At 69.2% G+C, this 26,255-nt stretch carries 23 protein-coding genes; all 23 read right to left on the bottom strand.

Translation table 11 applies throughout. The features are described from left to right. Positions 1-18: 18 nt before the first annotated feature. Positions 19-2,718, bottom strand: a complete 2,700-nt coding sequence (pepN, locus tag ACT54X_RS17765) for an aminopeptidase N (RefSeq protein WP_294372498.1) — start codon at positions 2,716-2,718, stop codon at positions 19-21. Continuing rightward, the gene (locus tag ACT54X_RS17760; protein ID WP_294372494.1) at positions 2,702-3,412 is read right to left on the bottom strand and encodes an HAD family hydrolase; all 711 of its coding nucleotides are present in this window, start codon (positions 3,410-3,412) and stop codon (positions 2,702-2,704) included. Before ACT54X_RS17760 ends, pepN begins: the two co-directional genes overlap by 17 nt. Next, positions 3,412-4,516, bottom strand: a protein-coding gene (prfB, locus tag ACT54X_RS17755) for a peptide chain release factor 2 (protein WP_143476316.1) whose coding sequence is annotated in 2 segments (ribosomal slippage) — positions 3,412-4,434 and positions 4,436-4,516 — 1,104 coding nt in all. Because the reading frame shifts where the segments join, the coding sequence is not laid out codon by codon here. The genes ACT54X_RS17760 and prfB overlap by 1 nt, the downstream gene beginning before the upstream one ends. 46 nt (positions 4,517-4,562) lie before the next feature. Next, complete coding sequence (locus ACT54X_RS17750; protein ID WP_294372476.1) at positions 4,563-5,786, bottom strand: hybrid sensor histidine kinase/response regulator; 1,224 nt, start codon at positions 5,784-5,786, stop codon at positions 4,563-4,565. After that, positions 5,776-6,441, bottom strand: a complete 666-nt coding sequence (locus tag ACT54X_RS17745) for a chemotaxis protein CheB (RefSeq protein WP_294372473.1) — start codon at positions 6,439-6,441, stop codon at positions 5,776-5,778. The genes ACT54X_RS17750 and ACT54X_RS17745 overlap by 11 nt, the downstream gene beginning before the upstream one ends. Beyond that, on the bottom strand, positions 6,441-7,223 hold the full coding sequence (locus tag ACT54X_RS17740; RefSeq protein WP_294372913.1) for a CheR family methyltransferase: 783 nt from the start codon (positions 7,221-7,223) through the stop codon (positions 6,441-6,443). The genes ACT54X_RS17745 and ACT54X_RS17740 overlap by 1 nt, the downstream gene beginning before the upstream one ends. Positions 7,224-7,369: 146 nt before the next feature. Beyond that, complete coding sequence (locus ACT54X_RS17735; protein ID WP_294372470.1) at positions 7,370-10,861, bottom strand: response regulator; 3,492 nt, start codon at positions 10,859-10,861, stop codon at positions 7,370-7,372. Between the two features lie 124 nt (positions 10,862-10,985). Beyond that, positions 10,986-11,906, bottom strand: coding sequence for an alpha/beta fold hydrolase (locus ACT54X_RS17730; protein ID WP_294372465.1), 921 nt, complete (start codon positions 11,904-11,906; stop codon positions 10,986-10,988). A gap of 63 nt (positions 11,907-11,969) precedes the next feature. Continuing rightward, positions 11,970-12,989: a Bug family tripartite tricarboxylate transporter substrate binding protein gene (locus tag ACT54X_RS17725; RefSeq protein WP_294372464.1), complete on the bottom strand. Its 1,020-nt coding sequence runs from the start codon at positions 12,987-12,989 to the stop codon at positions 11,970-11,972. Positions 12,990-13,133: 144 nt separating this feature from the next. After that, complete coding sequence (gene mnhG / locus ACT54X_RS17720) at positions 13,134-13,526, bottom strand: monovalent cation/H(+) antiporter subunit G (RefSeq protein ID WP_294372462.1); 393 nt, start codon at positions 13,524-13,526, stop codon at positions 13,134-13,136. Continuing rightward, positions 13,523-13,801 (bottom strand): K+/H+ antiporter subunit F, encoded by a 279-nt coding sequence (locus ACT54X_RS17715; RefSeq protein WP_294372460.1) that lies wholly within the window; start codon positions 13,799-13,801, stop codon positions 13,523-13,525. The genes mnhG and ACT54X_RS17715 overlap by 4 nt, the downstream gene beginning before the upstream one ends. Continuing rightward, entirely contained in the window at positions 13,798-14,289 is a 492-nt protein-coding gene (locus ACT54X_RS17710) for a Na+/H+ antiporter subunit E (RefSeq protein ID WP_294372912.1), read from the bottom strand. Before ACT54X_RS17710 ends, ACT54X_RS17715 begins: the two co-directional genes overlap by 4 nt. Continuing rightward, on the bottom strand, positions 14,289-15,998 hold the full coding sequence (locus tag ACT54X_RS17705; RefSeq protein WP_294372458.1) for a monovalent cation/H+ antiporter subunit D: 1,710 nt from the start codon (positions 15,996-15,998) through the stop codon (positions 14,289-14,291). The genes ACT54X_RS17710 and ACT54X_RS17705 overlap by 1 nt, the downstream gene beginning before the upstream one ends. Further along, on the bottom strand, positions 15,995-16,342 hold the full coding sequence (locus tag ACT54X_RS17700) for a Na+/H+ antiporter subunit C (protein ID WP_017761071.1): 348 nt from the start codon (positions 16,340-16,342) through the stop codon (positions 15,995-15,997). Before ACT54X_RS17700 ends, ACT54X_RS17705 begins: the two co-directional genes overlap by 4 nt. Position 16,343: 1 nt before the next feature. Further along, the gene (locus ACT54X_RS17695; RefSeq protein WP_294372453.1) at positions 16,344-19,310 is read right to left on the bottom strand and encodes a monovalent cation/H+ antiporter subunit A; all 2,967 of its coding nucleotides are present in this window, start codon (positions 19,308-19,310) and stop codon (positions 16,344-16,346) included. Between the two features lie 167 nt (positions 19,311-19,477). Continuing rightward, positions 19,478-20,710: an alpha/beta hydrolase family protein gene (locus ACT54X_RS17690; RefSeq protein ID WP_294372451.1), complete on the bottom strand. Its 1,233-nt coding sequence runs from the start codon at positions 20,708-20,710 to the stop codon at positions 19,478-19,480. 243 nt (positions 20,711-20,953) lie between these two features. Then, the gene (locus ACT54X_RS17685) at positions 20,954-22,249 is read right to left on the bottom strand and encodes a TRAP transporter large permease (protein WP_294372449.1); all 1,296 of its coding nucleotides are present in this window, start codon (positions 22,247-22,249) and stop codon (positions 20,954-20,956) included. After that, positions 22,242-22,748 carry a TRAP transporter small permease gene (locus ACT54X_RS17680; RefSeq protein WP_294372448.1) on the bottom strand — a complete coding sequence of 169 codons (507 nt, stop codon included), beginning with the start codon at positions 22,746-22,748 and terminating at the stop codon, positions 22,242-22,244. The genes ACT54X_RS17685 and ACT54X_RS17680 overlap by 8 nt, the downstream gene beginning before the upstream one ends. Before the next feature lie 15 nt (positions 22,749-22,763). Next, positions 22,764-23,732, bottom strand: a complete 969-nt coding sequence (locus ACT54X_RS17675; RefSeq protein ID WP_294372444.1) for a TRAP transporter substrate-binding protein — start codon at positions 23,730-23,732, stop codon at positions 22,764-22,766. Positions 23,733-23,884: 152 nt separating this feature from the next. Next, entirely contained in the window at positions 23,885-24,199 is a 315-nt protein-coding gene (locus tag ACT54X_RS17670) for a ComEA family DNA-binding protein (protein ID WP_354321806.1), read from the bottom strand. 114 nt (positions 24,200-24,313) lie between these two features. After that, positions 24,314-25,468: a lipopolysaccharide assembly protein LapB gene (lapB, locus tag ACT54X_RS17665; RefSeq protein ID WP_294372441.1), complete on the bottom strand. Its 1,155-nt coding sequence runs from the start codon at positions 25,466-25,468 to the stop codon at positions 24,314-24,316. Continuing rightward, complete coding sequence (locus tag ACT54X_RS17660) at positions 25,458-25,775, bottom strand: LapA family protein (protein ID WP_234194829.1); 318 nt, start codon at positions 25,773-25,775, stop codon at positions 25,458-25,460. The genes lapB and ACT54X_RS17660 overlap by 11 nt, the downstream gene beginning before the upstream one ends. A gap of 168 nt (positions 25,776-25,943) precedes the next feature. Continuing rightward, the gene (locus ACT54X_RS17655) at positions 25,944-26,234 is read right to left on the bottom strand and encodes an integration host factor subunit beta (RefSeq protein WP_017761062.1); all 291 of its coding nucleotides are present in this window, start codon (positions 26,232-26,234) and stop codon (positions 25,944-25,946) included. Between the last annotated feature and the right edge of the window lie 21 nt (positions 26,235-26,255).

Genomic DNA, 26,255 nt, shown 5'->3' with positions numbered 1-26,255 from the left:
CTGGGAGGGTTTCAAAAATCAGGGGGCGAGGGCGCGGCTGACGACCTCGAGCGTGTCCTTGCTCAGGCCCGGGCGGGCCGCCACGCGGGCGATGGCCTCGCGTGCGGCGCCCCGGTAGGGCTCGGCCAGCTTGTTCCAGCGGTCCAGCGCGCGCGCCAGCCGGGCGGCGACCTGCGGGTTGATCTCGTCGAGCTCGATCACCCGATCGCTCCACCACACGTAGCCGGCGGCGTCCAGGCGATGGAAGGCGCCGGGGTTGGCGCTGCAGTAGCTGAAGATCACGCTGCGGGCGCGGTTCGGGTTCTTGAGGGAGAAGTCCGGATGGCGCGTCAGCTGCTTGACCAGCGGCAGCACGTCGCCGCCGCGGTCGGGCGCGCCGGCCTGCAGGCTGAACCACTTGTCGATGACCAGGGCCTCGTCCTTGAACATCGCATGGAAGCGCGCAAGCGCCTGCGCCGCCAGCGGGTGGCCCGACACGACCAGCGCCGTCAGCGCGTTGAAGCGGTCGGTCATGTTCGAAGCGTCCTTGAAGCGCTGCAGCGTCTTGCCGGGCCAGACGGCGTCGCCCGACTCGCGTGCGGCGATGCACAGGTGCGCCAGCGCCATGCCGGCCAGCGCACGGCGGCCGGCCGAGACCGGCTCGGGCCGGTACGCGCCGGTGTCCTTGTTGTCCTCGTAGGCCTGCTGCCATTCGGCGTACAGAGCCGTCGCCAGCTGGATGCGCATGGCCTCGCGCACGCGGTGCACGCGCTGCGGATCGACCACGTCCAGCTGCTCGGAGATGTAGACCTCCGAGGGCAGCGTCAGCACCAGTTCCTTGAAGGCGGCATCCAGCGTTCCATTGCGCAGCACCTCGCGCATGGCGCCGACGAAGGCCTCGTCCAGCACCGGTGCGTCGGGCTGGCGGCTGTCATCGCCGATGGCAGCGAGCGCGGCACCGAGCGCCAGGCGCTGTCCGGCCTCCCAGCGGTTGAAGGGGTCGCTGTCGTGCGCCAGCAGGGCCAGCAGCTGTTCGCGCGTGTAGTCGAACTGCAGCACCACCGGCGCGCTGAAGCCGCGCAGGATGGAGGGCACCGGCGCCTCGTCCAGGCCGGTGAAGGTGAAGCGCTGCTCGGCTTCGTGCAGCACCAGCGTGAGCGATTCGCCGGCGGGCTGCGGCTCGCCTTCCAGCTGCAACGGGAGCGCGCGGCCATCCGCACCCAGCAGCCCCACGGCCACCGGAATGACGAACGGCTCCTTCACCGGTTGACCCGGCGTCGGTGGGCAGCTCTGCGTGAAGGCCAGCGTGTACGTGCGGGCCTCGGCGTCGTAGTGCCCCGTGGCGGCCAGACGTGGCGTACCGGCCTGGCTGTACCAGCGCTTGAACTGCGGCAGGCGGCGGGCCAGCTCGCTGTCGGGGTTGGCATCGGCGATGGCCTGGGCGAAGTCGTCGCAGGTCACGGCCTGGCCGTCGTGGCGTTCGAAGTACAGCGTCATGCCGCGGGCGAAGCCGTCGCGGCCCACCAGCGTCTGCATCATGCGGACGACTTCGGCGCCCTTCTCGTAGATGGTGACGGTGTAGAAGTTGCTGATCTCGATGTAGCTGTCGGGCCGCACCGGATGGGCCATCGGGCCCGCGTCCTCGGGGAACTGGGCGGTGCGCAGCACCCGCACGTCCTCGATGCGCTTGACCGCGCGCGCGGACGGTTCGGCGCACAGGTCCATGCTGAACTCCTGGTCGCGGAAGACCGTCAGGCCCTCCTTGAGCGAGAGCTGGAACCAGTCGCGGCAGGTGACGCGGTCGCCGCTCCAGTTGTGGAAGTACTCGTGGCCCACCACGCTCTCGATGTTGGCGTAGTCGGCATCCGTCGCGGTGGCTTGGCTGGCGAGGACGTACTTCGTGTTGAAGATGTTCAGGCCCTTGTTCTCCATCGCGCCCATGTTGAAGTCGCTGGTGGCGACGATCATGAAGCGGTCCAGGTCCAGCGGCAGGCCGAAGCGGGCCTCATCCCACAGCACCGAGTGGATCAGCGAGTTCATCGCATGCTCGGTCTTGTCCAGGTCGCCGGCGCGCACGTAGACCTGCAGCAGGTGCTCGCGGCCGTTGCGCGCCTTGATGCGCTGCTCGCGCGCCACCAGCTTGCCCGCCACCAGGGCGAACAGGTAGGCGGGCTTCTTGAAGGGGTCGACCCACTTGGCGAAATGGCGGCCTTCCGGGAGCTCGCCCTGTTCGACCAGGTTGCCGTTGGACAGCAACACCGGGTAGGCCGTCTTGTCGGCGCGCAGCGTGACGGTGTAGCTGGCCATCACGTCCGGACGGTCCAGGAAGTAGGTGATGCGGCGGAAGCCCTCGGCCTCGCACTGGGTGAAGAAGGTGTTCTGGCTGACGAACAGGCCCATCAGCTTGGTGTTCTTCGCCGGGCAGCAGGTGGTGAAGATCTCCAGCTCGAACTCATCGGGCAGGCCGTCCATCACCAACTGGCTGCCTTCCATGCGGAAGGCGGCGCCCTGGCCGTTGACCAGCACGCGGGCCAGGTTGAGCTCGTCGCCGTCCAGGCGCAGCGGCTGGGCCGCCACGTCCGGGTTGCGCCGCAGCTTCATGCGGTTGAGCACGCGCGTCTTGGCCGGGTCGAGGTCGAAACACAGGTCGACGGTGTCGATCCAGTAGGCCGGCGGCGAATAGTCCTCGCGCTGGATGGCGACGGGCTGGGCCGATTGGGCGTCACGAGAGAGCAACATCGAGCGTCTCCAGAAAATGAGAGCGGAGGAGGGAGTGGTAGTCGGGCACGGCCGCGATCACATGCGGACCGGCGAGTTCGTCGGCGCCATGGGTGCTGCACACGGCCACCGCATACATGCCGGCGCGGCGCGCGGCCTCGATGCCGAAGGGCGCGTCCTCGAACACGATGCAGCGCGCGGGATCGGCGTCGATGCGGCGGGCCGCTTCGAGAAAGATGTCGGGCTCGGGTTTGCCACGCAGGCCCTCGTCGCCGCCGACGATGGTCAGCGGCGGCGGGTCCATCTTCAGGCGTTCAAGGGCGAAGGCCACGTTGTGCCGGTCGCCCGCGGTGCCGACGGCAACCTTCAGGCCGCGCGCGGCGGCTTGCCGCGCGAAGGCGGCGAAGCCCGCCACCTCGGCAAAGGGCGCGTCGAAGAGTTCGCGGTAGATCGCTTCCTTTTCGTTCACCAACGCGAGGCATTCGTCCGGCGGCAGCTCGCGCTCGAAGACCTCGCGCATGCATTCGGTGCCGGTGCGGCCCGTGGTGCGGCGCAGGATCTCCTCCGCCGGCATCGTGATGCCATGCCGCTGCGCGAAAGCCACCCACGACTTCGCATGCCAGGGCATGGAGTCGATCATGGTGCCGTCCATGTCGAAGATCAGGGCCTGCACGGGCAGGGCGGCGCCCTCGGGGCGCGGGCTGCGGTCGGGCATCAGACGCCCTGCTTCAGCGAGGCTTCGATGAAGGGATCGAGGTCGCCGTCAAGCACCTTCTGCGTGGCCGAGATCTCGACGCCGGTGCGCAGGTCCTTGATGCGGCTGTTGTCCAGCACGTAGCTGCGGATCTGGTGGCCCCAGCCGACGTCGGTCTTGCTGTCCTCCAGCTTCTGCTGTTCTTCCATGCGCTTGCGCATCTCGAAGTCGTACAGGCGCGAGCGCAGGCGCTTCCAGGCCACGTCGCGGTTGCTGTGCTGGCTGCGGCCGTCCTGACACTGCACCACGATGCCGGTCGGGATGTGCGTCAGTCGCACCGCCGAGTCCGTCTTGTTGATGTGCTGGCCACCGGCGCCGCTGGCGCGGTAGGTGTCCACGCGCACGTCCGAGGGGTTGATCTCGATCTCGATGGAGTCGTCGATCTCCGGATAGACGAAGAGCGAGGCGAAGCTGGTGTGGCGGCCGCCCGAGGAGTCGAAGGGCGACTTGCGCACCAGGCGGTGGACGCCGGTCTCGGTGCGCAGCAGGCCGAAGGCGTATTCGCCCTCGACCTTGATCGTGGCGCTCTTGATGCCCGCGGTTTCACCGGGGGATTCGTCCTCGACCGTGGTCTTGAAGCCCTTGCGTTCGGCGTACTTGAGGTACTGGCGCAGCAGCATGCTGGCCCAGTCCTGCGCCTCGGTACCGCCTGCGCCGGCCTGGATGTCGACGAAGCAGTTGTTGGGGTCGGCCGGGTTGTTGAACATCCGGCGGAACTCGAGCTGCTCGATCTCCTTGCGCAGTTCCTCGGCGTCGTCGGCGATGGCCTTCAGGCCCGCCTCGTCGCCTTCTTCCTTGCTCATCTCGTAGAGCTCGGTGTTGTCGGCCAGGTCACGCTCCAGGCGCTGGATGGCCAGCACCACGCCGTCCAGCGCCTTCTTTTCCTTGCCCAGTTCCTGGGCCTTCTTGGGGTCGTTCCAGACCGTCGGGTCTTCCAGCGAGGCGTTGACCGTCCTCAGGCGTTCGGCTTTGGCATCGAAGTCAAAGATACCTCCGCAAGTCGGCCGTCCGGGTGCTCAGGTCGGCCAGGGTGGTGCCAATGAGGTTGATCTGTTCTGCGTCCATGGTGCGATCCTGTTCTTGCGGGTGTTCGGGGAAACGCGAGATTTTCTCACGCGGCGTCTTCGGCCGAGGGCGGCTCGAAGGGCAGCACCACGCGGAAAGTGGACCCTTCGCCCGGCGTGCTCTCCAGTTCGATGCGCCCGCCGTGGCCCTGGACGATCTGCTGGGTGATGAACAGGCCCAGCCCCAGGCCGCTGGCCACCTCGCGGCGGCCCGATTCGGCGCGCTCGAACTGCTGGAAGATGCGGGCCTGGTCCTCCGGCGCGATGCCGATGCCGCGGTCGCGCACGCTCATCACGGCCTCCTCGCCGCGCAAGCCGACGTGTACGTCCACCGGCTTGCCGCCGCCATAGCGCAGGGCGTTGGTCAGCAAGTTGGTCAGCACCTGCTCCAGTCGGAACTCGTCCCAGACGCCGGTGAGTGGCTCGGGCGCCTCCAGATGGATGGCGGCCCCGGCGGCCTCTGCCTGCTGCGCCAGCGCGGCGACCACGCGCGCCGCCATGGCGCTCAGGTCGAAGGCCTGCGGGCTCATCGACAGCCGGCCATTGCGCATGCGGGTGACGTCCAGCAGGTCGTCGATGAGCCGCACCATGGCCTGGATCTGGCGCTGGTCGCGCTCGGCCGTTTCCTTCAGCCGCTCGGGCGTGAAGAAGAACATGTGGCCCCGCGCCAGGTGCATCTTGCGCACCTGGGTCTCCAGGTAGAGCGTGTTGAGCGGCGTGCGCAGCTCGTGCGAGACCATGGACATGAAGTCGTCGCGCATGCGAACGGCGCGCTCCAGGTCGGCACGCGCCTCGCGCAGTTCGGCCACCAGCGCCTGCTGCTCGCGGTGGAGGGTGGCCAGGGCGTCCATCTCGCGCTGGAGCGCCATGCGGCTGTGGTAAAGCTCGACGAAGACGCTGACCTTGCTGCGCACCATGTGCGCGTCCAGCGGCTTGTGCAGGAAGTCGACCGCGCCGCTTTCGTAGCCCTGGAAAGCGTAGTTGAGCTCGCGGCCCGCGGCGCTGACGAAGATGATCGGGATGGTGCGCGTGCGCTCGGTGCCGCGCATCAGCTCGGCCAGCTCGAAGCCGTTCATGCCGGGCATCTGCACATCCAGCACGGCCAGCGCGAACTCGTGCTCCAGCATCAGCGCCAGCGCCTCGTCGCCCGAGCGCGCCTGGAACACGCGCCGACCCGGGTCGCGGATCAGCGCTTCGAGCGCGATCAGGTTCTCTTCCAGGTCGTCGACGATCAGGAGCTTGGTTTCGATCTCGGACGGGTCAATGGGCATGGTGCTGGGCGTCGAGCAGGATCAGCAGCCGGCGCAGTTGGGCCAGGGGCAGGACGTAATCGGGCTGGCGCAGGGCCAGGGCGGACTGGGGCATCTGGGGCGCCATGGCTTCGCCCGGCGACTGTACGGCAGTGAGGCCGCCCGCGGCGGCGATATCGGCCAGCCCCTGCGCACCGTCCTCGTTGGCGCCGGTCAGCAGCAGGCCGGCCAGGCGGGGCCCGTAGGCGTCGGCGGCGGAACTCATCAGCAGGTCGATGGAGGGCCGCGAAAAGTGCACCGGCGGCTCGCAGCTCAGCGAGAAGTGGCGGTCCGCCTCGATGAAGAGGTGGTAGCCCGGCGGTGCAAAGTGCAGCGTGGCCGCCTCGACGGCGGCCTTGTCGCGCGCCTCGCAGGCCGGGATCGGCAACCGGTGCGAGAAGATGTCCGCCAGGCGGCTCTCCCGGTCCTGCGGCAGGTGGAGCACCGCGATCAGCGGCAGGTGCCACGGCGTGGGCAGGGCCGCCGTCAGGCGCAGCAGGGCGTCGACGCCACCGGCGGAGGCGCCGACCACCACTGCATCCACCTGCGGCAGCGGGCCGGGGTCGAAGTCGCCATCGTCCGGCGCCGACGGCGGCGCGGCGTGACCGGCGGTGTAGGGGGAGCGGATCGCCGACATCAGGCCGCCTTGCGGAAGATGCGTTCCGCCCGCGCCACCGGCTCGAACCGCTCGGCATAGGCCGAGAAATCCACGCTCTCCTTCGCGCCCAGCCCCAGGAAGCCGCGGTGGCACAGCGAGTCGTGGAACAGGCCCAGCGCCCGGTCCTGCAGCCGGCGGTTGAAGTAGATCAGCACGTTGCGGCAGGAGACGAGGTGCGTCTCGGCGAACACGCTGTCGGTGGCCAGGCTGTGGTCGGCAAAGATCACGTTGGTCCGCAGCGCGGGGTCGAAGCGCGCACCGCCGTAGGCCGCGGTGTAGTAGTCGGAAAAGGACTTGCGACCGCCGGCGCGCTGGTAGTTGGCCGTGTACTCGCGCACCGCGTCGGCCGGGAAGATGCCCTGCCGTGCCTTCTCCAGCGATTGCGGATTGATGTCGGTGGCGTAGATCAGCGCCCGCTCCAGCAGTCCCTCCTCGCGCAGCAGGATGGCCAGGGAATAGACCTCTTCGCCCGTGCTGCAGCCCGCCACCCAGACCTTGATCGACGGATAGGTGTGCAGCACCGGCACCACCTGCTGGCGCAGCGCGAGGAAGTAGTCCGGGTCGCGGAACATCTCGCTGACCGGCACGGTGAGGTACTGCAGCAGCCGGCCGAAGACCTGGTCGTCGCGCAGCACCTGCTCCTGCAGTGCGGAGATGCTGCGGTAGCCCATCTGCTCCAGCGCATAGTTCACCCGGCGCTTCTGCGAGGCGCCGGTGTAGTCGCGGAAGTCGTGGCTGTAGCGCAGATAGATGGCCTCCATCAGCAGGCGCAGCTCGATGTCGGAGGCGCTGGGCGGCGGTGGCGCGGGGCGGTCGGCGTCCGTGCCCGACGGGGCAAGGCCCGGCGGGCGCGGCGTCTCGAGGCGGCCCCCGGCTTCCTCGGCGTCCGGGCTGGCGGGGCGGGCGCTCACAGGCGCTCCATGTGCGGCATCCACACCCGCAGCAGCGAGAACAGCCGGTCCAGGTCGATGGGCTTGGCCAGGTAGTCGCTGGCGCCGGCGGCCAGGCACTGTTCCTGGTCGTCCTTCATGGCCTTGGCGGTGACGGTGATGACCGGCAGCTTGCGAAAGCGCGGGTCGCTGCGCAGGCGGCGCGTGGCCTCCAGGCCATCCATCTCCGGCATCATGACATCCATCAGCACCAGGTCGATGTCGGGCACCGCGTCGAGCTTGTGCAGCGCCTCGCGGCCGTTGCGGGCCACCTCGATCTTGGCGCCGCGCTGCTCCAGCGCGCTGGTGAGGGCGAAGATGTTGCGCACGTCGTCGTCCACCAGCAGGATGCGCCGGCCTTCGAACACGCGGTCGCGCTCGCGGGCCGTGCGCAGCATGCTCTGCCGCTCGGCCGACAGCTGCGACTCCACCTTGTGCAGGAACAGCGTCACTTCGTCCAGCAGCCGCTCGGGCGAGCGCGCGCCCTTGATGATGATCGAGCGCGAATAGCGCAGCAGCTCGGCCTCCTCGTCGCGCGTAAGGTTGCGGCCGGTGTAGACGATGACGGGCGGGAAGGAGCAGATCTCTTCCGACGACATGCGCTGCAGCAGTTCGCCGCCCTGCATGTCGGGCAGGCGCAGGTCGGTGATCATGCAGTCGAAGACGCGCTCGCGCAGCAGCGCGAGGGCTTCCTCGCCGGTGCCGACGGCGGTGATGGCCACGTCGTCGTCGCCGATCAGGTGCACCACGCTCTCGCGCTGCACATCGTCGTCCTCCACCAGCAGCACCTGCTTGACCTTCTGGGCCAGGCGCGCCTCCAGCCGCGAGAACACGGCCTGCAGCTGCTCGCGCGTGGTGGGCTTGAGTGCATAGCCTACGGCGCCCATGTGCAGCGCCGCCTCGGCCTGGTCCTGCGCCGAGACCACGTGCACCGGGATGTGGCGGGTGCCCGCATCGTCCTTGAGCTGCTGCAGCACGGCCAGGCCGGAGCTGTCGGGCAGGCGCATGTCCAGCAGGATGGCGTGCGGCTGCAGCTCCTGCGCCAGCGCGAACCCGTCGGCGGCCCCGTGGGCCACCAGGCAGCGCCAGCCGTATTCGTGCGCCAGGTCGTACAGGATGCGGGCGAACTGCGGCTCGTCCTCGATCACCAGCACGCGCCGGACGTCCTCCGCCAGCTGGTCGCGGTCGTCCGCGAAGGTGGGGGCGGGCGCTGGCTGGGGTGCCGGCGGCGCGGCCTGCGCCGGGGCGGCCAGCGGGGCCAGCGCGACGGGCGCTGCGGCCGTGCTGCTGCGCGGCAGCGGCGCGGCGTCGTCGCCCTCCAGGCGCTGCGCGATGTCGGCGGGCAGGCTCAGCGTGAAGGTGCTGCCCTGGCCCAGTTCGCTGCTCACGGTGAGGGTGCCGCCCATCAGGCGCGTCAGGTCGCGCGAGATCGAGAGCCCCAGCCCCGTGCCGCCGTATTTGCGGCTGGTGGTGCCGTCGGCCTGGTGGAAGGCCTCGAAGATCAGCGCCTGCTGGTCCGGGGCGATGCCGATGCCCGAGTCGCGCACGTCGAAGCGCACGCCGCCCTGCGGGCCTGGCTGCACGCTCAGCAGCACCTCGCCCCGGTCGGTGAACTTGATGGCGTTGGACAGCAGGTTCTTGAGGATCTGCTCCACGCGCTGACGGTCCGAGATGAGGTGCGTCGGCGCGTCGGGCGAGAGCTCGATGCGCAGCGCGAGCGACTTGTTCTGCGCCAGCGGCGTGAAGGTGGACTGCAGCGATTCCACCAGGCGCGCCACCGGCAGGTATTCGGCATGGATGTCAAGCCGGCCGGCCTCGACCTTGGCGATGTCCAGCACGTCGTTGATCAGCGTGAGCAGGTCGTTGCCCGAGTCATGGATCGACCGTGCGAAGCGCACCTGCTCCTCGCTCAGATTGCCCAGGCTGTTGTCGGCCAGCAGCTTCGACAGGATCAGCGCACTGTTGAGCGGGGTGCGCAGCTCGTGCGACATGTTGGCCAGGAACTCGGACTTGTAGCGGCTGGCGCGGGCGAGGGCGTCGGCACGTTCCTCCAGGTCGGACTGGGCGCGGCGCAGCGCGGCATTGCGCTGGTCGAGCTGCTCGGTGCGCTCGGCCAACTGGCTGTTGATCTGCTCCAGCTCGGCCTGCTGGTTCTCGAGGTTGACCTGGCTTTCGGTGAGCGCGCGGGACTGCTCCTCCAGCTCCTCGTTGGCGGTGCGCAGCTCTTCCTGCTGCACCTGCAGTTCCTCGTTGAGCTGCTGCGTCTCGGCCAGCACCTGCTGCAGGCGCTCGCGGTAGCGCGCGGCCGCCATGGAACTGCCGGCGTCGTCGGCCACGCCGCGCAGCAGTTCCAGCTCGCGCGGGGAGGGCGAGGCGAGCAGGCCCAGTTCGACGACCCCGTTGACCTGGCCCTCGTGCGAGATCGGCAGCAGCAGCACGGTGTGCGGCGGGGCTTCGCCCAGGCCCGAGCTCACGCGCAGGTAGCCGGGCGGCACTGGCGTGATGTCCATCAACTCGCCGCGCGCGGCGGCCTGGCCCACCAGGCCTTCGCCGGGCAGGAAGCTCTGCGAGGCGGCCTCGGACTCGCGTGAGAAGCCATAGCTGGCCACACGGCGAAGGCTGCCGTCGGTGTCGTGTACGTAGACGGCGCCCACGGCGCTGCGCAGGTGCTGGGCGCAGAACTCCAGCACCTGGCGGCCCAGGTTCTGCGCCGTCAACTGGCCCACGGTGCGGCTGGCCAGTTCGTTCTGGGCGCCGCGCAACCAGGCCTGCGCCTCCATGCGTTCGGAATGATCGGCCTGCTCGGCCAGTGCCTGGCCATAGCGGTCGGACAGATGCAGCATCTGCCGGCGGCCGAGGATGGACAGCACCACGCTGATCAGGACGCTCAGCAGCAGGTAGCCGGCCACCACGCCCACGGCGGCGCGGTTGGCGCTGCGGTTGCGCTCGGCGCGAAGGGCCTGTTCGGTGGCGAGGAAGGCATCCAACGTGGAGCGCGATTCGTCGGCGATGCGCTTGCCGCGGCCGGACTGCAGGCGCTCGCCGATGTCCTCGCCGCGCTGTTTGGACTCCACCACGTCGTCGGCATAGCTCTCCCACGCCCGCTGCAGCTCGTCGAGCTTGGTGGCACGGCCGACCTGCTGAGGGTTGTCGGCCACCAGCACGCGCAGCTCGCCCAGCAGGGCGTGGGCGCGGGTGCGCGCCGCGTCGGTGGGCTGGAGGAAGGCGCCGTTGCCCGTCAGCAGGTAGCCGCGCACGGCGGCCTGCATGTCGGCCTGCAGCAGCTGGGTCTCGGTGGCGGTGCGGGTGACCCGGTCCGTGTGCTCCACCCAGCTGATGACCGACAACAGGTAGCCGATGAGCGCCACGAAGACGACCGCCCCCAGGGCACCCAGCAGCAGGGGCAGCTTGACGTTGCGGCTGAGCAGGCGGCGGAACTCATCGTTGGCGATGGCAGGGCGTCGGTCCATGGGTGGGGCTTGGTCGGAGCAAAACCGACCGAGTCTGCCCGAGGACGTGCCCGGGGGGTGTCGGAAAACGCCGCTTATGCCAAGACCGGCGGGCGCTGGCCGACCACCTTGGCGCCGCCCGCGTTCATGACGGCTGGAAGAAGTCTTCGATCAGCGCCGCCACCTGGTCCGGCTGGTCGTGATGCAGCATGTGGCCCGCGTCCTCCACCCGGGCGGTGCGCAGTTCGCGCAGCACCTCCAGGCGCCGGTGGAATTCGTCGAGGGTGTAGCGGCCGTTCCACCAGCCGTGCAGGCTGTCGTCGCTGGCCACCACGGCCAGCACCGGCGCGGTGATGGCGGCATAGAGGGCCAGCGTCTCGTCCACGCGGAAGATGTTGGCGTTGATCACCTTGTGCGCGGCATCGCCCTGGATCTCCCAGCGCTCGCTGCCATCCTCCTGGCGCACCGGCCGGGCCCACTGCCGGGCCAGCCAGTCGGCCTTGTCCTGCGACAGCCGGGGGTTGGTCTTCATCAGGCGGCGCGCTACGCCATCGGGCGTGCTGTAGCCCGACAGGCGCATGCCGCCTTCATGCAACTGCCTGTTCTCGTCGATCCAGCGCGCGTAGCGCCTGGGCGCCTCGTCGGGCGCATAGGCGGGCATGCCGAATCCCTCGAGATTGACCAGCCGCCGGATGCGGCCCGGTCGCACGCCCGCATAGTGCATCGCGACGTTGCCGCCCATGCTGTGGCCGACCAGGTCGACGGCGCGGTCGGCGGCGTAGTGGTCGAGCAGCCAGTCGAGGTCGGCCAGGTAGTCGGGCATCCAGTAGTTGTCGACGTCGCCGCCGCCGGTCTGGCCGAAGCCGCGCCAGTCGGGCGCGATGACGAAGCGCTCCTGCGCCAGGGCATCGATGACGAACTGCCAGGAGGCCGCCACATCCATCCAGCCGTGCAGCAGCACCAGGGGCGGACGCGTCAGCGAGGGCGTGCCCCAGGTGAGCACGTGGTAGCGCAGGTTGCGCACGGGAACGAAGTCGGACTGCGGCAGGCGGCGGGGAGCGTACATGGGCGGCGATCATAGAAAGGCGCCCGCCAGCGGGCAGTCCGCCACCGGACACGTCCACCGCCGTCAGGCGGCCTTGATCCCGCGCATCAGGATGACGCCGCCGAGCGTGGTGGTGTCGCTGCGGATGCGTCGCGCGAGCGCCTCGGGCGTGCCGCCGCGGGCCTGCCAGCCGGCCTTGAGCAGGGCCTCGCTCACCTCGGGGGTGCGCAGCACCGTCTGCAGCGCGCCATTGAGCCGTGCGATGGCCGTTGGCGACTGCCCGGCCGGCGCGGCCAGGGCCGTCCAGATCTCCAGGTCCGCGCCGCGCACGTCGGCCTCGCGCAGCGTGGGCATCTCGCCCGTCAGGGGGCTGCGCTCGGGCGCGGTGATGCCGATGGCCTTGAGCCGCCCCTGGCGGATGTGCGGCAGCGCCAGCCCCGGCGGCAGCAGGGCCAGCTGGATCTGGTTGGCCAGCATGGCCTCGATCACCTGCGGATTGCCGGCAAAGCCCTGGTACTGCGCGCGGATGCTGGTGCGCATCTTCAGCAGCTCCATACCCAGGTGGCCGACGGTGCCGTTGCCGGGCGTGCCGTAGCGGGCATCGGTGCCCAGGTTGCGGGCCCACAGCAGCAGCTCGTCCGGCCGGGTGCCCTGGGCCTGCGCCGTGACCGCCAGCACCAGCGGTGCGGTGCCGATCAGGCCGACCGGGGCGAAGTCGGTCTCGGGGTCGAAGGGCACGGCAGCGTCCAGCAGCCGGGCGATGGTGAGGTTGCCGTTGATCAGCGCGCCGAGGGTGTGGTCGTCGCGGGCCTTGGCCACCGCGTTGGCGGCGATGTTGCCGCTGGCACCGGGCTTGTTCTCGACACCCACGGTCTGGCCGAGCAGCCGCGCCAGCGGATCGGCCACGATGCGTGCCGCGATGTCGGGCGAGGAATTGGGCGGAAATCCCACCAGCAGCTTCACGGGCCGGGTGGGCCAGCTGGCGCCGCCATCCGGCGCTATGGCGGGTCGGGGCGACTTGGTGCCGGATTGCGCCCAGGCCGGCAGGCAAGCGCTGGCCGCCAGGGCGGCACAGGAATGGAGCAGGCGGCGCTTGTCGACCATGAACGTGTCCGAGATTGACTAAAGTTACAAGACGTTAACGGACTCGCTGCCGCCGCGCAAGGCGGGCTTGCCGGGCTGGTATCGACGTGCTGCGGGTGGCGAGGCGTCTGCACAACGCGCAGTGCCGCGCGCCCGCTGACGGGGTCAATCCGGCGTCTTGTCGAGCTGGACCGTGACCGGGGCGCCGTCTTCGCTGCGCGTGGCGGCTGGTGGCGGCACGTCGCCGCCCTTCTGGCGTTCGCGGAACAGCGCAGCCCGCGTCAGGAAGATGGTGGTGATCGGCGCCGTCAGCGCCACGAACATCGCGATCAGCGCCGCGTGCAGGAACAGGTGCGAGCCCTGCGCCGAGAAGTACACCGCCGTGGCCAGGGAGATCGACCACACCCCGGCGGTCGCGCCCAGCGTGGGCGTGTGGATGCGGCGGAAGAAGCTGGGCATGCGCACCAGACCGAAGGAGCCGATGGCGGCAAAGCCGGCGCCCACCACCACCAGGAGGGCCGTGAGTGCCTCGGCCCACAAAGGCAGCGGTCCGCTCATTCGATCACCTCGCCGCGCAACAGGAACTTGGCCAGCGCCGTCGTGCCCACGAAGCCGAACAGCGCGATCAGCATCGCCGCTTCGAAGTAGACGGCGCTGGAGTAGACGATGCCCAGCGTCAGCATCATCAGCATGCCGTTGATGTAGAGGCAGTCGAGCGCCATCACCCGGTCCTGCGCCGTCGGGCCCATCAGCAGCCGCGCCAGCGCGCACAGCATGGCGACGGCCAGGAGGAACAACGCGCCCTTGAGCGCCCAGAACAAGAGTGGCGTCATGACTCGAAGATCTCCATCAGCACGGTCTCGTAGCGCAGCTTGATGCGCTCGATCAGGTCGCTTTCGTCGTCCACGTCGAAGACGTGCAGCAGCAGCTGGCTGCGGTCGACCGCCAGCTCGGCCCAGGCCGTGCCGGGCGTCAGGCACAGGATCATCGCCAGCACGGCCAGGCCGTTGGGGTCGCGCAGGTCCAGCGGCACGCGCACGAAGGCCGAATGGATCTGCGGCGTCCGGCGGGTGAGCAGGGCGCGCGCCACGCCCAGCGCCGACACCAGCAGGTCGGCCATCACCAGGCGCAGGAGCCGCAGCGCCGCCAGCGGGCGGCGCATGCGCACTGTCGCCGGCCGCAGGCCCTTGGTGAGCAGCGGCACCGCCACCGCGAGCACCGCACCCAGCAGCATGGTGGCCGGATGCAGCGACTGGTTCAGCAGCAGCCATACCACCCACAGTGCCATGGTGAGCGGGGGCGAGGGAATCAGGCGTCGCATCATGGCCGGACCTCCGCCCGCCCGGTGGTCGTCGGACCGGCCTTCTGGGTGGCCGCGAACACGGCGGCACGGTAGTCGCGGGTGTCGGCCAGGTTGGCGGCGGTGGCCTGGGCGTGCAGGAGCACCGGGCCGGCACCGACCGCCAGGGCGATGCACGCGGCCAGCAGGCCCGCCACCGGCAGCACCTCCAGTGCACGCAGCGCCGGCAGCGAGCCCTGTGTGTGGGTCCAGAAATGCCGGATGCCGCTGCGCGAGAACGCGACCAGCGTCATGAAGCCCGAGACCAGCAGCAGGCCCATGAAGGCCCAGCCCCAGCGGCTGACCTGCTGGGCGTCCAGCAGGCCCGACAGCATGGCGAACTTGCCGATGAAGCCGGGCAGCGGCGGCAGCCCGGCCAGCAGCAGCACGCAGCACACGAAGGCCAGGCCCAGGAAGGCGACGCCGGCCGGGATGGCGCGGCCATACAGCGCCTGCGCCTCGTCGTCCAGGTTGACGTCGTCCAGGGCCTGCAGGTCCTCGGTCAGGAAGGGCGTGGTCGCGGCCGATTCGTGGGGCGCGATGCTGTGGCCGGCGTTGCGCCAGCGCTCGATCATGTCGATCAGCAGGAAGAGGGCGCTGGCCGCCAGCGTGGATCCGAGCAGGTAGTAGAGCGCGCCGGCCCAGACGCCTTCCTGCCCCAGCCCGACGGCAGCCAGCAGCGTGCCGGCCGACACCACCACCGCGAAGCTCGCCAGGTGCGACAGCCGCTGCGAGCCGAGCAGCCCCAGCGAGCCGACGGTCAGCGTGGCCAGCCCCAGGCCGATGATCACCGGCTGGCCATACAGCGCCGAGTCGCCCGCGTCGGGGCCGAAGAACAGCGTCCAGGTGCGCAGCACCACGTACACGCCCAGCTTGGTCAGCAGCGCGAAGACGGCGCTCACGGGCGACACCGCCGCGCTGTAGCCGGGCACCAACCAGAAATTCAGTGGCCAGGCGCCGGCCTTGGCGAAGAAGGCGGCGGCCAGGATGGCGACGCCGGCATGCAGCAGCCCCCGGTCGGCCGGTGCCACCTCGGCAATGCGCTGGCTCAGGTCGGCCAGGTTGAGCGTGCCGGTCACGCCGTACAGCATGGCTGCGCCGATCAGGAACAGCGACGAGGCCGCCAGGTTGATGGCGATGTAGTGCAGGCCAGCGCGCACGCGCAGGGCGCCGGAGCCATGCAGCAGCAGCCCGTACGACGCCGCCAGCATGACCTCGAAGAACACGAACAGGTTGAAGAGGTCGCCCGTGAGGAAGGCGCCGTTCAGGCCCATCAGCTGCAGTTGGAGCAGCGGATGGAAGTGCACACCGGCCCGGTCCCAGCGCGAGGTGGAATAGATCGAGGCTGCGAAGGCCACCACGCCCGTCAGCGCCACCATCATGGACGACAGGCGGTCGGCCACCAGCACGATGCCGAAGGGTGCGGCCCAGTTGCCGGGCAGGTAGACGCCGATGGAGCCCGGGCCACCGCCGGTGTCGGGCGTGTTCACCCAGCGCAGCAGGGCGAGCGCCACCAGCAGGCCGAACAGGCCGGAGATGACCGTGAGTGCCGACTTGGCGCGCCGGCGCTGCTCGCCCATCAGCAGCATCAGCGCGGCCGTGAGCAGTGGCAGCAGGATGGGCGCCGCCACCAGGTGCGGCATGGTGGCGTCGAGCAGTCGGTCGAGCAGCGCGAGGATTTCGTTGCTCATGTCTCCTCCCGCTCCTGGCCGTCCACGTGGTCGGTGTCCGAGATGCCGCGCGAGGCCAGCATCACCACCAGGAAGAGCGCCGTCATGGCGAAGCCGATCACGATGGCCGTCAGCACCAGGGCCTGCGGCATGGGGTCGGCCGTGTTCTGCAGCGTGGCCTCCACGCCCTTGCGCAGCACCGGCTCGCTGTCGACCTTGAGCCGGCCCATGCTGAAGATGAACAGGTTGACGGCATACGAGATGAGCGTCAGGCCCATGATCACCTGGAAGGTCCGAGGGCGCACCAGCAGGTACACGCCCGACCCGGTGAGCACGCCGATGGCGATGGCGAGAACGGCTTCCATGTCAGACGGCTCCGCCAGTGATGCGGATGGCCTCGGCATTCGCAGCTTCGAGGGCGGCCCTGGCCGCGGCCTTTTCTTCCTGCTCCTCGGCCCAGCGGTGGCTGCGGATGGACTGGTGCGCCAGGGCGGTGAGGATCAGCAGCGTGGCGCCGAGCACCAGCGCGAAGACGCCGATGTCGAAGAACATGGCGCTGGGCACGTGCAACTCGCCCAGCACCGGCAGCGTGACATGGGCCGTGTGGGTGGTCAGGAAGGGATAGCCCATCGCGATGGCGCCGGCGCCCGTGGCCAGCGCGATGAGCAGGCCCAGGGCGATCCAGCGCCGCGGGTAGATCCGCAGGTGCTCCTCCGTCCAGGCCGCGCCCGAGACGATGAACTGCAGCATCAACGCGGCCGACATCACCAGCCCGGCCACGAAGCCGCCGCCCGGCTGATTGTGGCCGCGCATGAAGAAGTACACCGACACCATGGCCGCCAGCGGCAGCAGCAGGCGCACCAGCACGGCGGGCACCATCAGGTAGCCGATGGCCGTGTCCGTGGCGCGGCGCGGATTGACGAGGTCGGTGCCGCCCTGGTCCTGCTGCACCCGCTGTTGCGGCGGCAGCGCCATTGCCTCGGCGGCCGGGCGGAAGCGCCGCAGCAGCGCATAGACCGTCAGCGCCACGATGCCCAGCACGGTGATCTCGCCGAAGGTGTCGAAGCCGCGGAAGTCGACCAGCATCACGTTGACCACGTTGGTGCCGCCGCCCTCGGGCAGGGCGCGTTCCAGGAAGAAGGGGGAGATGCTCTGCGGAAAGGGCCGGGTCATCATGTACCAGGCCAGCGCCGCCATGCCGCAGCCAGCCACCGTGGCCAGCAGCAGGTCGCGCCCGCGGCGGCCCCAGGGGCGCATGCGCTCGCGCGGGGGCTGGACTTCGGCCTTGCGCATCGGCAGCCAGCGCAGGCCCAGCAGGATGAGCAGGGTGGTCACCGTCTCGACCACCAGTTGCGTCAGCGCCAGGTCGGGCGCCGAGAACCAGATGTAGGTGATGCAGCTCACCAGCCCCGCCCCGGAGGCCAGCATCAGCGAAGCGAGCCGGTGGAACTTGGCCTGCCAGGCGGCCGCGACCGCGCAGGTGCAGCCGATGACCCAGGTCATCAGGAACATGGGCGAGAAGGGCAGGCGCTGGCGGCTGCCCGTGTCGGCAGGCGCCAGCCACAGCGAGGCGCCCGCGCCGAGCACCGCCACCATCACCAGCAGGAGCAACTGCGGCTGCAGCCGGTTGGTCGAGAGCACGCGCCGGCCATTGCGTCCGAGCTGGGACAGGCGCGCCAGCAGGTTCTCGAAGATGCGCTGGCCGTCGAACATCCAGATCACCGGCGTGCGGTTCAGGCCGCCATGCGCCCGGCTGCGACGCTGCATCAGATAGATGGCGGCGCCGCCCGCCAGCGCCACGACGCTCATGGCCAGAGGCAGGTTGAAGCCGTGCCAGACCGCGAGGCTGTATTCGGGGAGCGTGCCGCCGACCACCGGCGCCGCGGCCGTCGCCAGGAAGGCGCCCACCGACCAGGCTGGCACCACGCCGACGACCAGACACAGCAGCACCAGGAACTCGACCGGCACCCGCATCCAGTGGGGGGGCTCGTGCGGCGGCTTGGGCACCTCGGTGTCGCAGCGCGGGCCGAAGAAGACGTCGAAGACGAAGCGTGCCGAATAGGCCACGCTGAAGGCGCCGGCGAGGGTGGCGAGCACGGGCAGCGCGATTTCCAGCCAGGGCGCGCCGTCGAGGAACACCGTCTCGGCGAAGAACATCTCCTTCGACAGGAAGCCGTTGAGCAGCGGCACGCCGGCCATGGAGGCGCTGGCGATGATGGCCAGCGCGCCGGTGATGGGCATGGACTTGAGCAGCCCGCTCAGCCGGCTGATGTCGCGGGTGCCGGTCTCGTGGTCGATGATGCCGGCGGCCATGAACAGCGACGCCTTGAACGTGGCGTGGTTCATCACATGGAAGACCGCCGCCACGGCGGCCAGCGGGCTGTTCATGCCCAGCAGCAGCGTGATGAGGCCCAGGTGCGAGATCGTCGAATAGGCCAGCAGCGCCTTCAGGTCGCGCTGGAACATGGCGACATAGCCACCCAGCAGCAGCGTGAAGGCGCCCGCGCCGCCCACCAGCCAGAACCACAGGTCGGTGCCCGACAGCACCGGCCACAGGCGCGCCATGAGGAACACACCCAGCTTCACCATGGTGGCCGAATGCAGGTAGGCCGACACCGGCGTGGGCGCCGCCATGGCGCGCGGCAGCCAGAAGTGGAAGGGGAACTGCGCGCTCTTGGTGAAGGCGCCCAGCAGCAGCAGCACCAGCGCCAGCGGATAGAGCGGATCGGCCCGTACCACGTCGCCCGAATTCAGCACCACGTCCAGTTCGTAGCTGCCCGCGATGCGGCCCAGCAGCAGCACGCCTGCCAGAAGGCAGAGGCCGCCCGCGCCGGTGACAGTCAGCGCCATGCGAGCGCCGCGGCGGGCGTCGCGGCGGTGGTGCCAGTAGCCGATCAGCAGGAAGGAGAACAGGCTGGTCAGCTCCCAGAACAGCACCAGCTGGATCAGGTTGCCCGACAGCACCACACCCACCATCGCGCCCATGAAAGCGAGGAAGAAGGCGAAGAAGCGGGGCACCGGGTCCGAGGAGGACATGTAGTAGCGCCCGTAGAGCACCACCAACGCCCCGATGCCGAGCACCAGCATGCAGAACAGCCAAGCCAGACCGTCCATGCGCCAGGACAGGTCGACGCCCAGGGTGGGGATCCACCGATGGCCTTCTTGCAGCACCTCGCCGGCGGCGAGCGCCGGGAACTGCCAGGCGGCGAAGACGGCACAGCCCAGGGCCGTGAATCCCGCGATGGCCGCCCCTCGGTTGCGGGCGTCGGACGGCATCATGGCCGCCAGCGCACTGGCCAGGAAAGGGAGGAGGACGAGGGCGACCAGGGGCATCTCAATCGATTCTATCGACCGACCTTCCCACCTCCATTGCAAAAACCTCTGCATGGCGGCCGGTCTTTGGAGGACTCGGCCCCATGTCGCCGTAGGCGTTTTTCAAGGCGCTGCGGGCCCGCCCGCGCACAGGCTCCCGCGCCCGGCGGCATGTGCCGTCGCGACGATCAGCGGCCGGTGTCGAACCAGGCCTTCCACTGCGGCACGGCCGTGGCAAAGGTGCCCCGGTGCGTGGTCTTGCCGGTGGAGACGGCCTCGACCATCGGATTGCCGGCGCCCAGCGCCTGCGCATACGTTTGTGCCATGCGGCCCACGCCCACCGTGATCGCCTCGTCGGTTTCGCCGTAGTAGTTGCGCACCGGGGACTTGATCACCCAACGGTACGACTGCGTGGCGGCGATGAGCTTGCCGAAGGCGGAGTCCGCGAAATAGTGCGGATCGAAATACTCCGCCTTCAGCAGCTTGTGCAGGTCGCTGGGGATGTCGGCCGCGTTGAAGGGTTGGCGTTCGTAGGCCTTGCGGGCGGCGTCGTAGTAGGGCTCGTTGATCAGCGAACGGGCGAGGCCGGGGACGCCGTAGTAGTTCTCGTACGAGAAGGCTGACAGGATGAAGATGCTGTTGAGCCAGACCGCGTCGAAGGGCCGCGGGTAGCTCAGGAAGCCGCTCATCGCCACACCCAGGTCCAGCGGGGCGCTGGCCGTCGCGGCGCCGTCGACCTTCACGCCCGAGCGCTCCAGCTTCTCCAGCAGCGCCATGGTGACGAAGCCGCCCTGCGACCAGCCGGCCAGGTAGAGCTTGCTGGACTGCCGGCCCAGGTCGGCCATCACGCCCTTGGCGGCCACCAGGAAGTCGAAGCAGGCCTGCTGGTGGCTGGCCTTGACCAGGTAGCCCTCGGGCTCGGTGGAGATGCCCATGCCGAAGTAGTCCGCGCCCACCACCGCATAGCCTTGCCCGGCGAATTGGGCAATCATGAGCTGGGTCTCGGGCGACTGCTCCGGGAAGCCGGGCACTTCCTGGCGGCCGTACACCGTGCCATGCTGGTACGAGACCACCGGCAGCGTGGCGCCAGCGTTGTCGGGGAGCGCCAGCAGGCCCGAAGCGCGTATCGGCTTGTTGCCCTTCTCCGGAACGACCGAGTCATAGCTGATGCGGTAGAGCCGGACTCCCGTGCGGGCTGGCGTGTAGGAAACGGTGATGCCGGCGAACTTCGGCGTATCGGTGCTCAGGATGGTGTTGAGCCGGTTGACGTCCCATTGGCCGATCAATTCGTACTGCACGTTGCCGGCGATGGTCTTCGCGGACGGCGTTGGCGCCGCGACCGGCGCCTGGGCATGTGCGGGCAAGATTGCCGCGGCGGCCAAAAAGCCGGCCAAGAGCAAGGGCTTCAAGAACTTGAACATAGGGATCCTCCTGTTGGACGTGGTGATGCGGCGGGGCCGCATCGCTCGTCACATTCAGCCGCAGGAGGGACGGGCACACCGTTCCGGGGCCCATGCTTGCTCCCACCGCAACCCTCCCAGGTTGTTTCTGAATGTGCTAACTCTTAACTGGAGGTAAAAGCGTAGTCCAAGCAAAGCAGGCGAGCAAGGTCAGGTCCGGCGGTTGCGGCGAAGTCGCAACAGGCGCGGCCGACGCTGCCCGCTCTACATCTGGCGCGGCAACCAGGTGACCAGCGCCGGGAAGGCATAGATGATCAGCACCGCCAGCACCATGAGCAGGAACATCGGCAGGGTGACCCGCGCGATGTAGAGCAGGTCCCTGCCGGTCATGCCTTGCAGCACGAAGAGGTTGAAGCCCACCGGCGGCGTGATCTGCGCCATCTCCACCACCAGCACGATGAAGATGCCGAACCAGATCGGATCGATGCCGGCTGCCGTCACGGTGGGCATGATCACGCCCATCGTCAGCACCACCATCGAGATGCCGTCCAGGAAGCAGCCCAGCACGATGTAGAACACGGCCAGGATCAGCACGAGCTGGAATCGGCTGAGACCGAGCGAGCCGATCCATTCCGCCAGGTGGCGCGGCAGGCCGACATAGCCCATGGCCAGCGTCAGGAAGGCGGCGCCGGCCAGGATCAGCGCCATCATGCAGTAGAGGCGGGTCGCGCCCAGCAGCGAATCCTTGAAGGTCTGCCAACGGAGGGAGCCCTGGGCGGCCGAGATCACCAGCGCGCCCAGCACGCCCACGGCGGCTGCTTCGGTCGCGGTGGCGATGCCGGCGTAGATCGAGCCCAGCACGGCAAGGATGAGCAGCGTCACAGGGATCAGGCTGCGCGATGCAGCCAGCTTCTCGGCGAAGCGCATCCGGCCGTCTGGCGCGGGCACCTGGTCCGGATGCAGCAGGGCCCAGACCGCGATGTAGCCCGAGAACAGCAGCGCCAGCAGCACGCCCGGCACGACGCCGGCGATGAACAGGCGGGCGATCGACACATCCGCCGCCACGCCGTAGACGATCATGATGATCGAGGGCGGGATCAGCAGCCCCAGCGTGCCGGCGCCGGCGAGCGTGCCGATGACCATGTCCTGCGGGTAGCCGCGGCGGCCCAGCTCCGGCAGGGTCATCTTGCCGATGGTGGCGCAGGTGGCGGCGCTGGAGCCCGAGACGGCCGCGAAGATCGCGCAGCCCACCACGTTGGTGTGCAGCAGCCGCCCGGGCAGGCGCTGCATCCAGGGCGACAGGCCCTTGAACATGTCCTGCGACAGCCGTGTTCGAAAGAGGATCTCGCCCATCCAGACGAAGAGCGGCAGCGCGGTGAGCGTCCAGCTCGACGCAGAGCCCCAGATCGTCACGGCCATGGCGTCTCCCGCCGGGCGGGAGGTGAAGAGCTGCATGGCGATCCACGCCACGCCCGACAGCGTCAGGCCGATCCAGACGCCGCTGCCGAGGATGAGGAACAGCGCCAGGATCAGCAGGCCGGCAATGCCGAGGTCACTCATGGCGCAGCATCTCCCCGTCGGTCTCGCGCACGCGTCCGCGCCACTCCAGCACGCATTCGTCCAGCGCCGCGATGGCGAAGGTGACCGTGCCGATCGCCATCGACAGCTGCGGCAGCCACAGTGGCGTGGCGTCGTTCGAGGTGGACATGTCGTTGAACTCGTACGACTGCAGGACCAGCCGCACGCTGTAGAAGGCGAAGAGTGCGGCGAGCGCCGCGCTGGCCAGTGCCGCCCACCGCTCCAGCCAGCGGCGCGGCGTGACGCCCATGGCCGTGAGCACGAGCGTCACGCGGATGTGCTCGCCCTTCTTCAGCGTATGGGCCAGCGCCAGGAAGCCGGTGCCGGCCATCAGGTAGCCGGCGTAGGCATCGATGCCCGGCACGTTGAAGTGCAACTGCCGCGCGAGGATGGAGGTGAGCACCGCGAGCAGCAGGCCCACCATGGAAAGCGCCGCCAGGCCGGCGGCGGCGTCGTAGAGGGCGTCCAGGGCCTTTCGCATCGCCGGCGCCGGAGGTCACATCTTGCGGTAGGCGTCGAGCACTGCCTGGCCGTCTGCGCCCGCCTTCTCCGACCACTCCTTGATCATCGTGTCGCCGACCTTCTTCATGTCGGCCTTGAGCTGGGCGGACGGCACATGGATGGCCATGCCGTTCTTCTTGAGGAGGTCGAGGTATTCCTGCGTCTTGGCCTTGGAGACCTCCCAGCCGCGCTTCTCGGCGTCGGCGCCAGCCTTGAGCAGGGCATCCTGGCTGGGCTTGTCCAACGCATCGAAGGCCTTCTTGTTCACCAGCACGGCGTTCTTGGGCAGCCAGGCCTGCGTGTCGTAGAAGTTTTTGATGTACTCGTAGGTCTTGGTGTCGTAGCCCGTGGAGCCGGAGGACATGTACGACTCCACCACGCCCGTGGCCATGGCCTGCGACAGCTCGGCCTGCTGCACCGTCACCGGCTGGGCGCCCACCAGCTCCGCGATGCGGGCGGTCGCCGGGCTGTAGGCGCGCCACTTCACGCCCTTGAGGTCGGCCGCCGAGGCGATGGGCTTGTTGATGAAGATGCCCTGCGGCGGCCAGGGCACGGTGTAGAGCAGCACGATGCCCTGTTCCGCCAGCTTCTTGGAGAGCACCGGCTTCTGCGCCTGGTAGAGCTTCCAGGCGGCGTCGTAGCTGTCGGCCAGGAAGGGGATGCCATCCACGCCGAAGACCTGCCACTCGTTCTGGAAGTTCACCAGCAGGATCTCGCCCATCTGCGCCTGGCCGCCTTGCACCGCGCGCTTGATCTCGGGTGCCTTGAACAGCGAGGCGTTGGAGTGCACGGTGATCTTGAGCTTGCCGCCGGTGGCCTGGTCCACCTCGCCCGCGAACTTGGCCAGGTTCTCCGTGTGGAAGTTGCTCGGCGGATAGGCCGTGGGCAGATCCCACTTGACCTGGGCGGACGCGGCGGTCGCAAGGGCGAACGTGGCCAGTGCGAGGCTGGACTTGAACTTCATGAATGAACGCTCCGACTGTTGTTGAAGATATGGAAATCCAGGATACGTGCAAATATCAGGCCACCGGCTGGGGGTTTGTCTGGCCGCATGCCGGTGCAAAAACGACAAGGCCGCCCAAAGGCGGCCCTGGTCTGAGCGATGTGGCCTCGTTCCTATTTCTTCTTGCTGGCGGCTTCCTTGGCCGGGGCACCGGCACCGTCGAAGGGCTTGCCGCCCACGGTCATGCCGGCGGCCGACAGCTTGGCGGCGGACTTGCTCTTGATGCCCTTCACGCGGGCCATGAGGTCGGACCAGTCCTTGAACTCCCCCTGCTTGCGCGCGTCGACGATGCGCTGCGACATGGCCGGCCCCACGCCCGGCAGCGCGTCGAGCTCGGCGGCGCTGCCCTTGTTGACGTCGACGGCGGCGAAGGCGCCCAGGGCCGACAGGCCCAGCACCAAGGATGCGACGAGCTTCTTGATCATCATGAATTTCCTCCTGAATGTGATTGGAATGCGCTGCGCATTGCGCGCAGCCCGACCATCAGAATTCAGGCGGACGGAGGCTGTCAATGCATCCAGTGCCGGCGCGCGTGAAGCGCGTCACAGTTCCTCGACGCGACGGGGTGGATAGCTGTCCCAGGCCTGGCAGCCCGGGCAGTGCCAGAAGTACTGGTGGGCCTCGAAGCCGCACGCGGCGCAGCGGTAGCGCATCTGCGGACGGGCCACCTGGTCCAGCGCGCGCTGCACCGGCGGATGCGTGCGTGCATCGTCGCGCAGGGTTTCGCCGGCCAGCCAGCGGGAGGCGGCCAGCAGCGAGCCCGGCTGGCGGGCCAGATGCTCCAGGTAGCGGTCGCGTGGCGCGTCGCCGCCGGTGGCTTCCAGCGCCATGAGGGCTTCGAGCACATCGATGGATGGCTCGGCTTCGTAGCGGGTCCGCAGCAGGTCTGCGGCCGCGGCCTGTTCGCCGGCGGCCTGTGCCGCCTGCTGCAGCGCGGCCGCGTAAAGCGGCAGGGCCAGCGGCGCCGTGCGGCTGAGTTCCGACAACGTGGTCCAGGCTTCCATGGCCCGTCCCTGACGCAGTTGCAGTGCCGCGGTGTCGATGGCCGGGCGGGGCGCGTCGGGCGCAAGCTGTGCCGCCTGCTGGAGCAGGTGCAGCGCCGCGTCCGCATCGCCGCGGGCGCTGTGCTCCGCCGCCTGCTCGCACAGGTGATGGGCACGCCGGGCGGCGTAGCTCGCCTGGTCGGAGGCATCGAGCTTGGTCGCCACGGCCTCGGCCTGCGCCCATTCGCGCGAGCGTTCGTAGATGGCGAGGAGGGCGAGCCGGGACTCGTTCTCGTAGCGCGTGCCTTCCAGCTTCTGCAGCGCCGTCTCGGCCCGGTCGAGCAGGCCGGCGCTCAGGAAATCCTGCGCCAGCGCATGCTGGGCGCGGTCGCGGTCGGCGCGGTTGAGATCGGCCCGCGACAGCAGGTGCTCGTGCACGCGTACCGCGCGCTGGTACTCGCCCCGGCGGCGGAACAGGTTGCCGAGGGCGAAGTGCAGCTCCTGCGTGTCGGGGTCGTTCTGGACCGCCTCGATGAAAGCGTCGATGGCCTGGTCCTGCTGTTCGTTGAGCAGGAAGTTCAGGCCGCGGAAGTAGGCCTTGGGCGCCTGCCGGTTCTCGAAGCGCAGTTGGCGCAGGTCCAGGCGCGAGGCCAGCCAGCCCAGCACGAAGGCCAGGGGCAGGCCCAGCAGCAGCCAGCTCAGGTCAAAGTCCATGGCGTCGGGCGTGGGAGGGTTCTGCCACCGGGGGCGGGGTCAGCGGCACATCTGCCACACCGTCCGGGGGCGCCGGCGGCTGGCGCAACGCAGCGGCCGCCGAGCGATGGCGCCACCACCCGGGCAGCATGCCGAGCGCACCGACCACCAGGCCGGCGGCGAAGGCCGCGAGCACCACCAGCACCAGCGGCCCGCGCCAGGAGGTGCCGAAGAAGAAGTGCACGGTGGTCTCGTGCTGGTTGTTCAGCGCGAAGGCGAACAGGGTAAAAAAAATGGCTGCCTTGAGCAGCCACAGGAGGTATTTCATCGCCAGGCCACTCCGGTGCGAACTGCGGTCCGGTGAGGGGGCAGCGGCCACACGAAGCAGGGCGCGTGAAGGCAATATCTCGTCATGAAGGTCCCGATGGCGGGACGATTCTAAGTAGGAGGCCTTGGCCCATCCGCCCCCATAAAGGACGAAGGGCCGCGGCTTGGCTCATGCCTCGCTCGAACGGTCCACGGCTTCGCGCAGGGCCTTGCCCGGCTTGAAGTGCGGCACGCGCTTCTCGGGGATCTGCACGCTTTCGCCTGAACGCGGGTTGCGGCCCAGGCGAGGCGGGCGGCGGCTCACCGAAAAGCTGCCGAAGCCGCGGATCTCGATGCGATGCCCCCGCACCAGCGCGTCGCTCATGGCGTCAAGAATGGTCTTGACGGCCTGCTCGGCATCGCGGTGCGTGAGCTGCGCAAAGCGGGCGGCGAGTTCTTCGACCAGATCGGAACGTGTCATTGCTGGCACACGGCGGGTTCA

The organism is Pseudacidovorax sp. DMC4 (assembly GCF_056314265.1).
The sequence above is the reverse complement of the archived record's forward strand: the minus strand, read 5'-3'. Positions and strand labels throughout refer to the sequence as shown.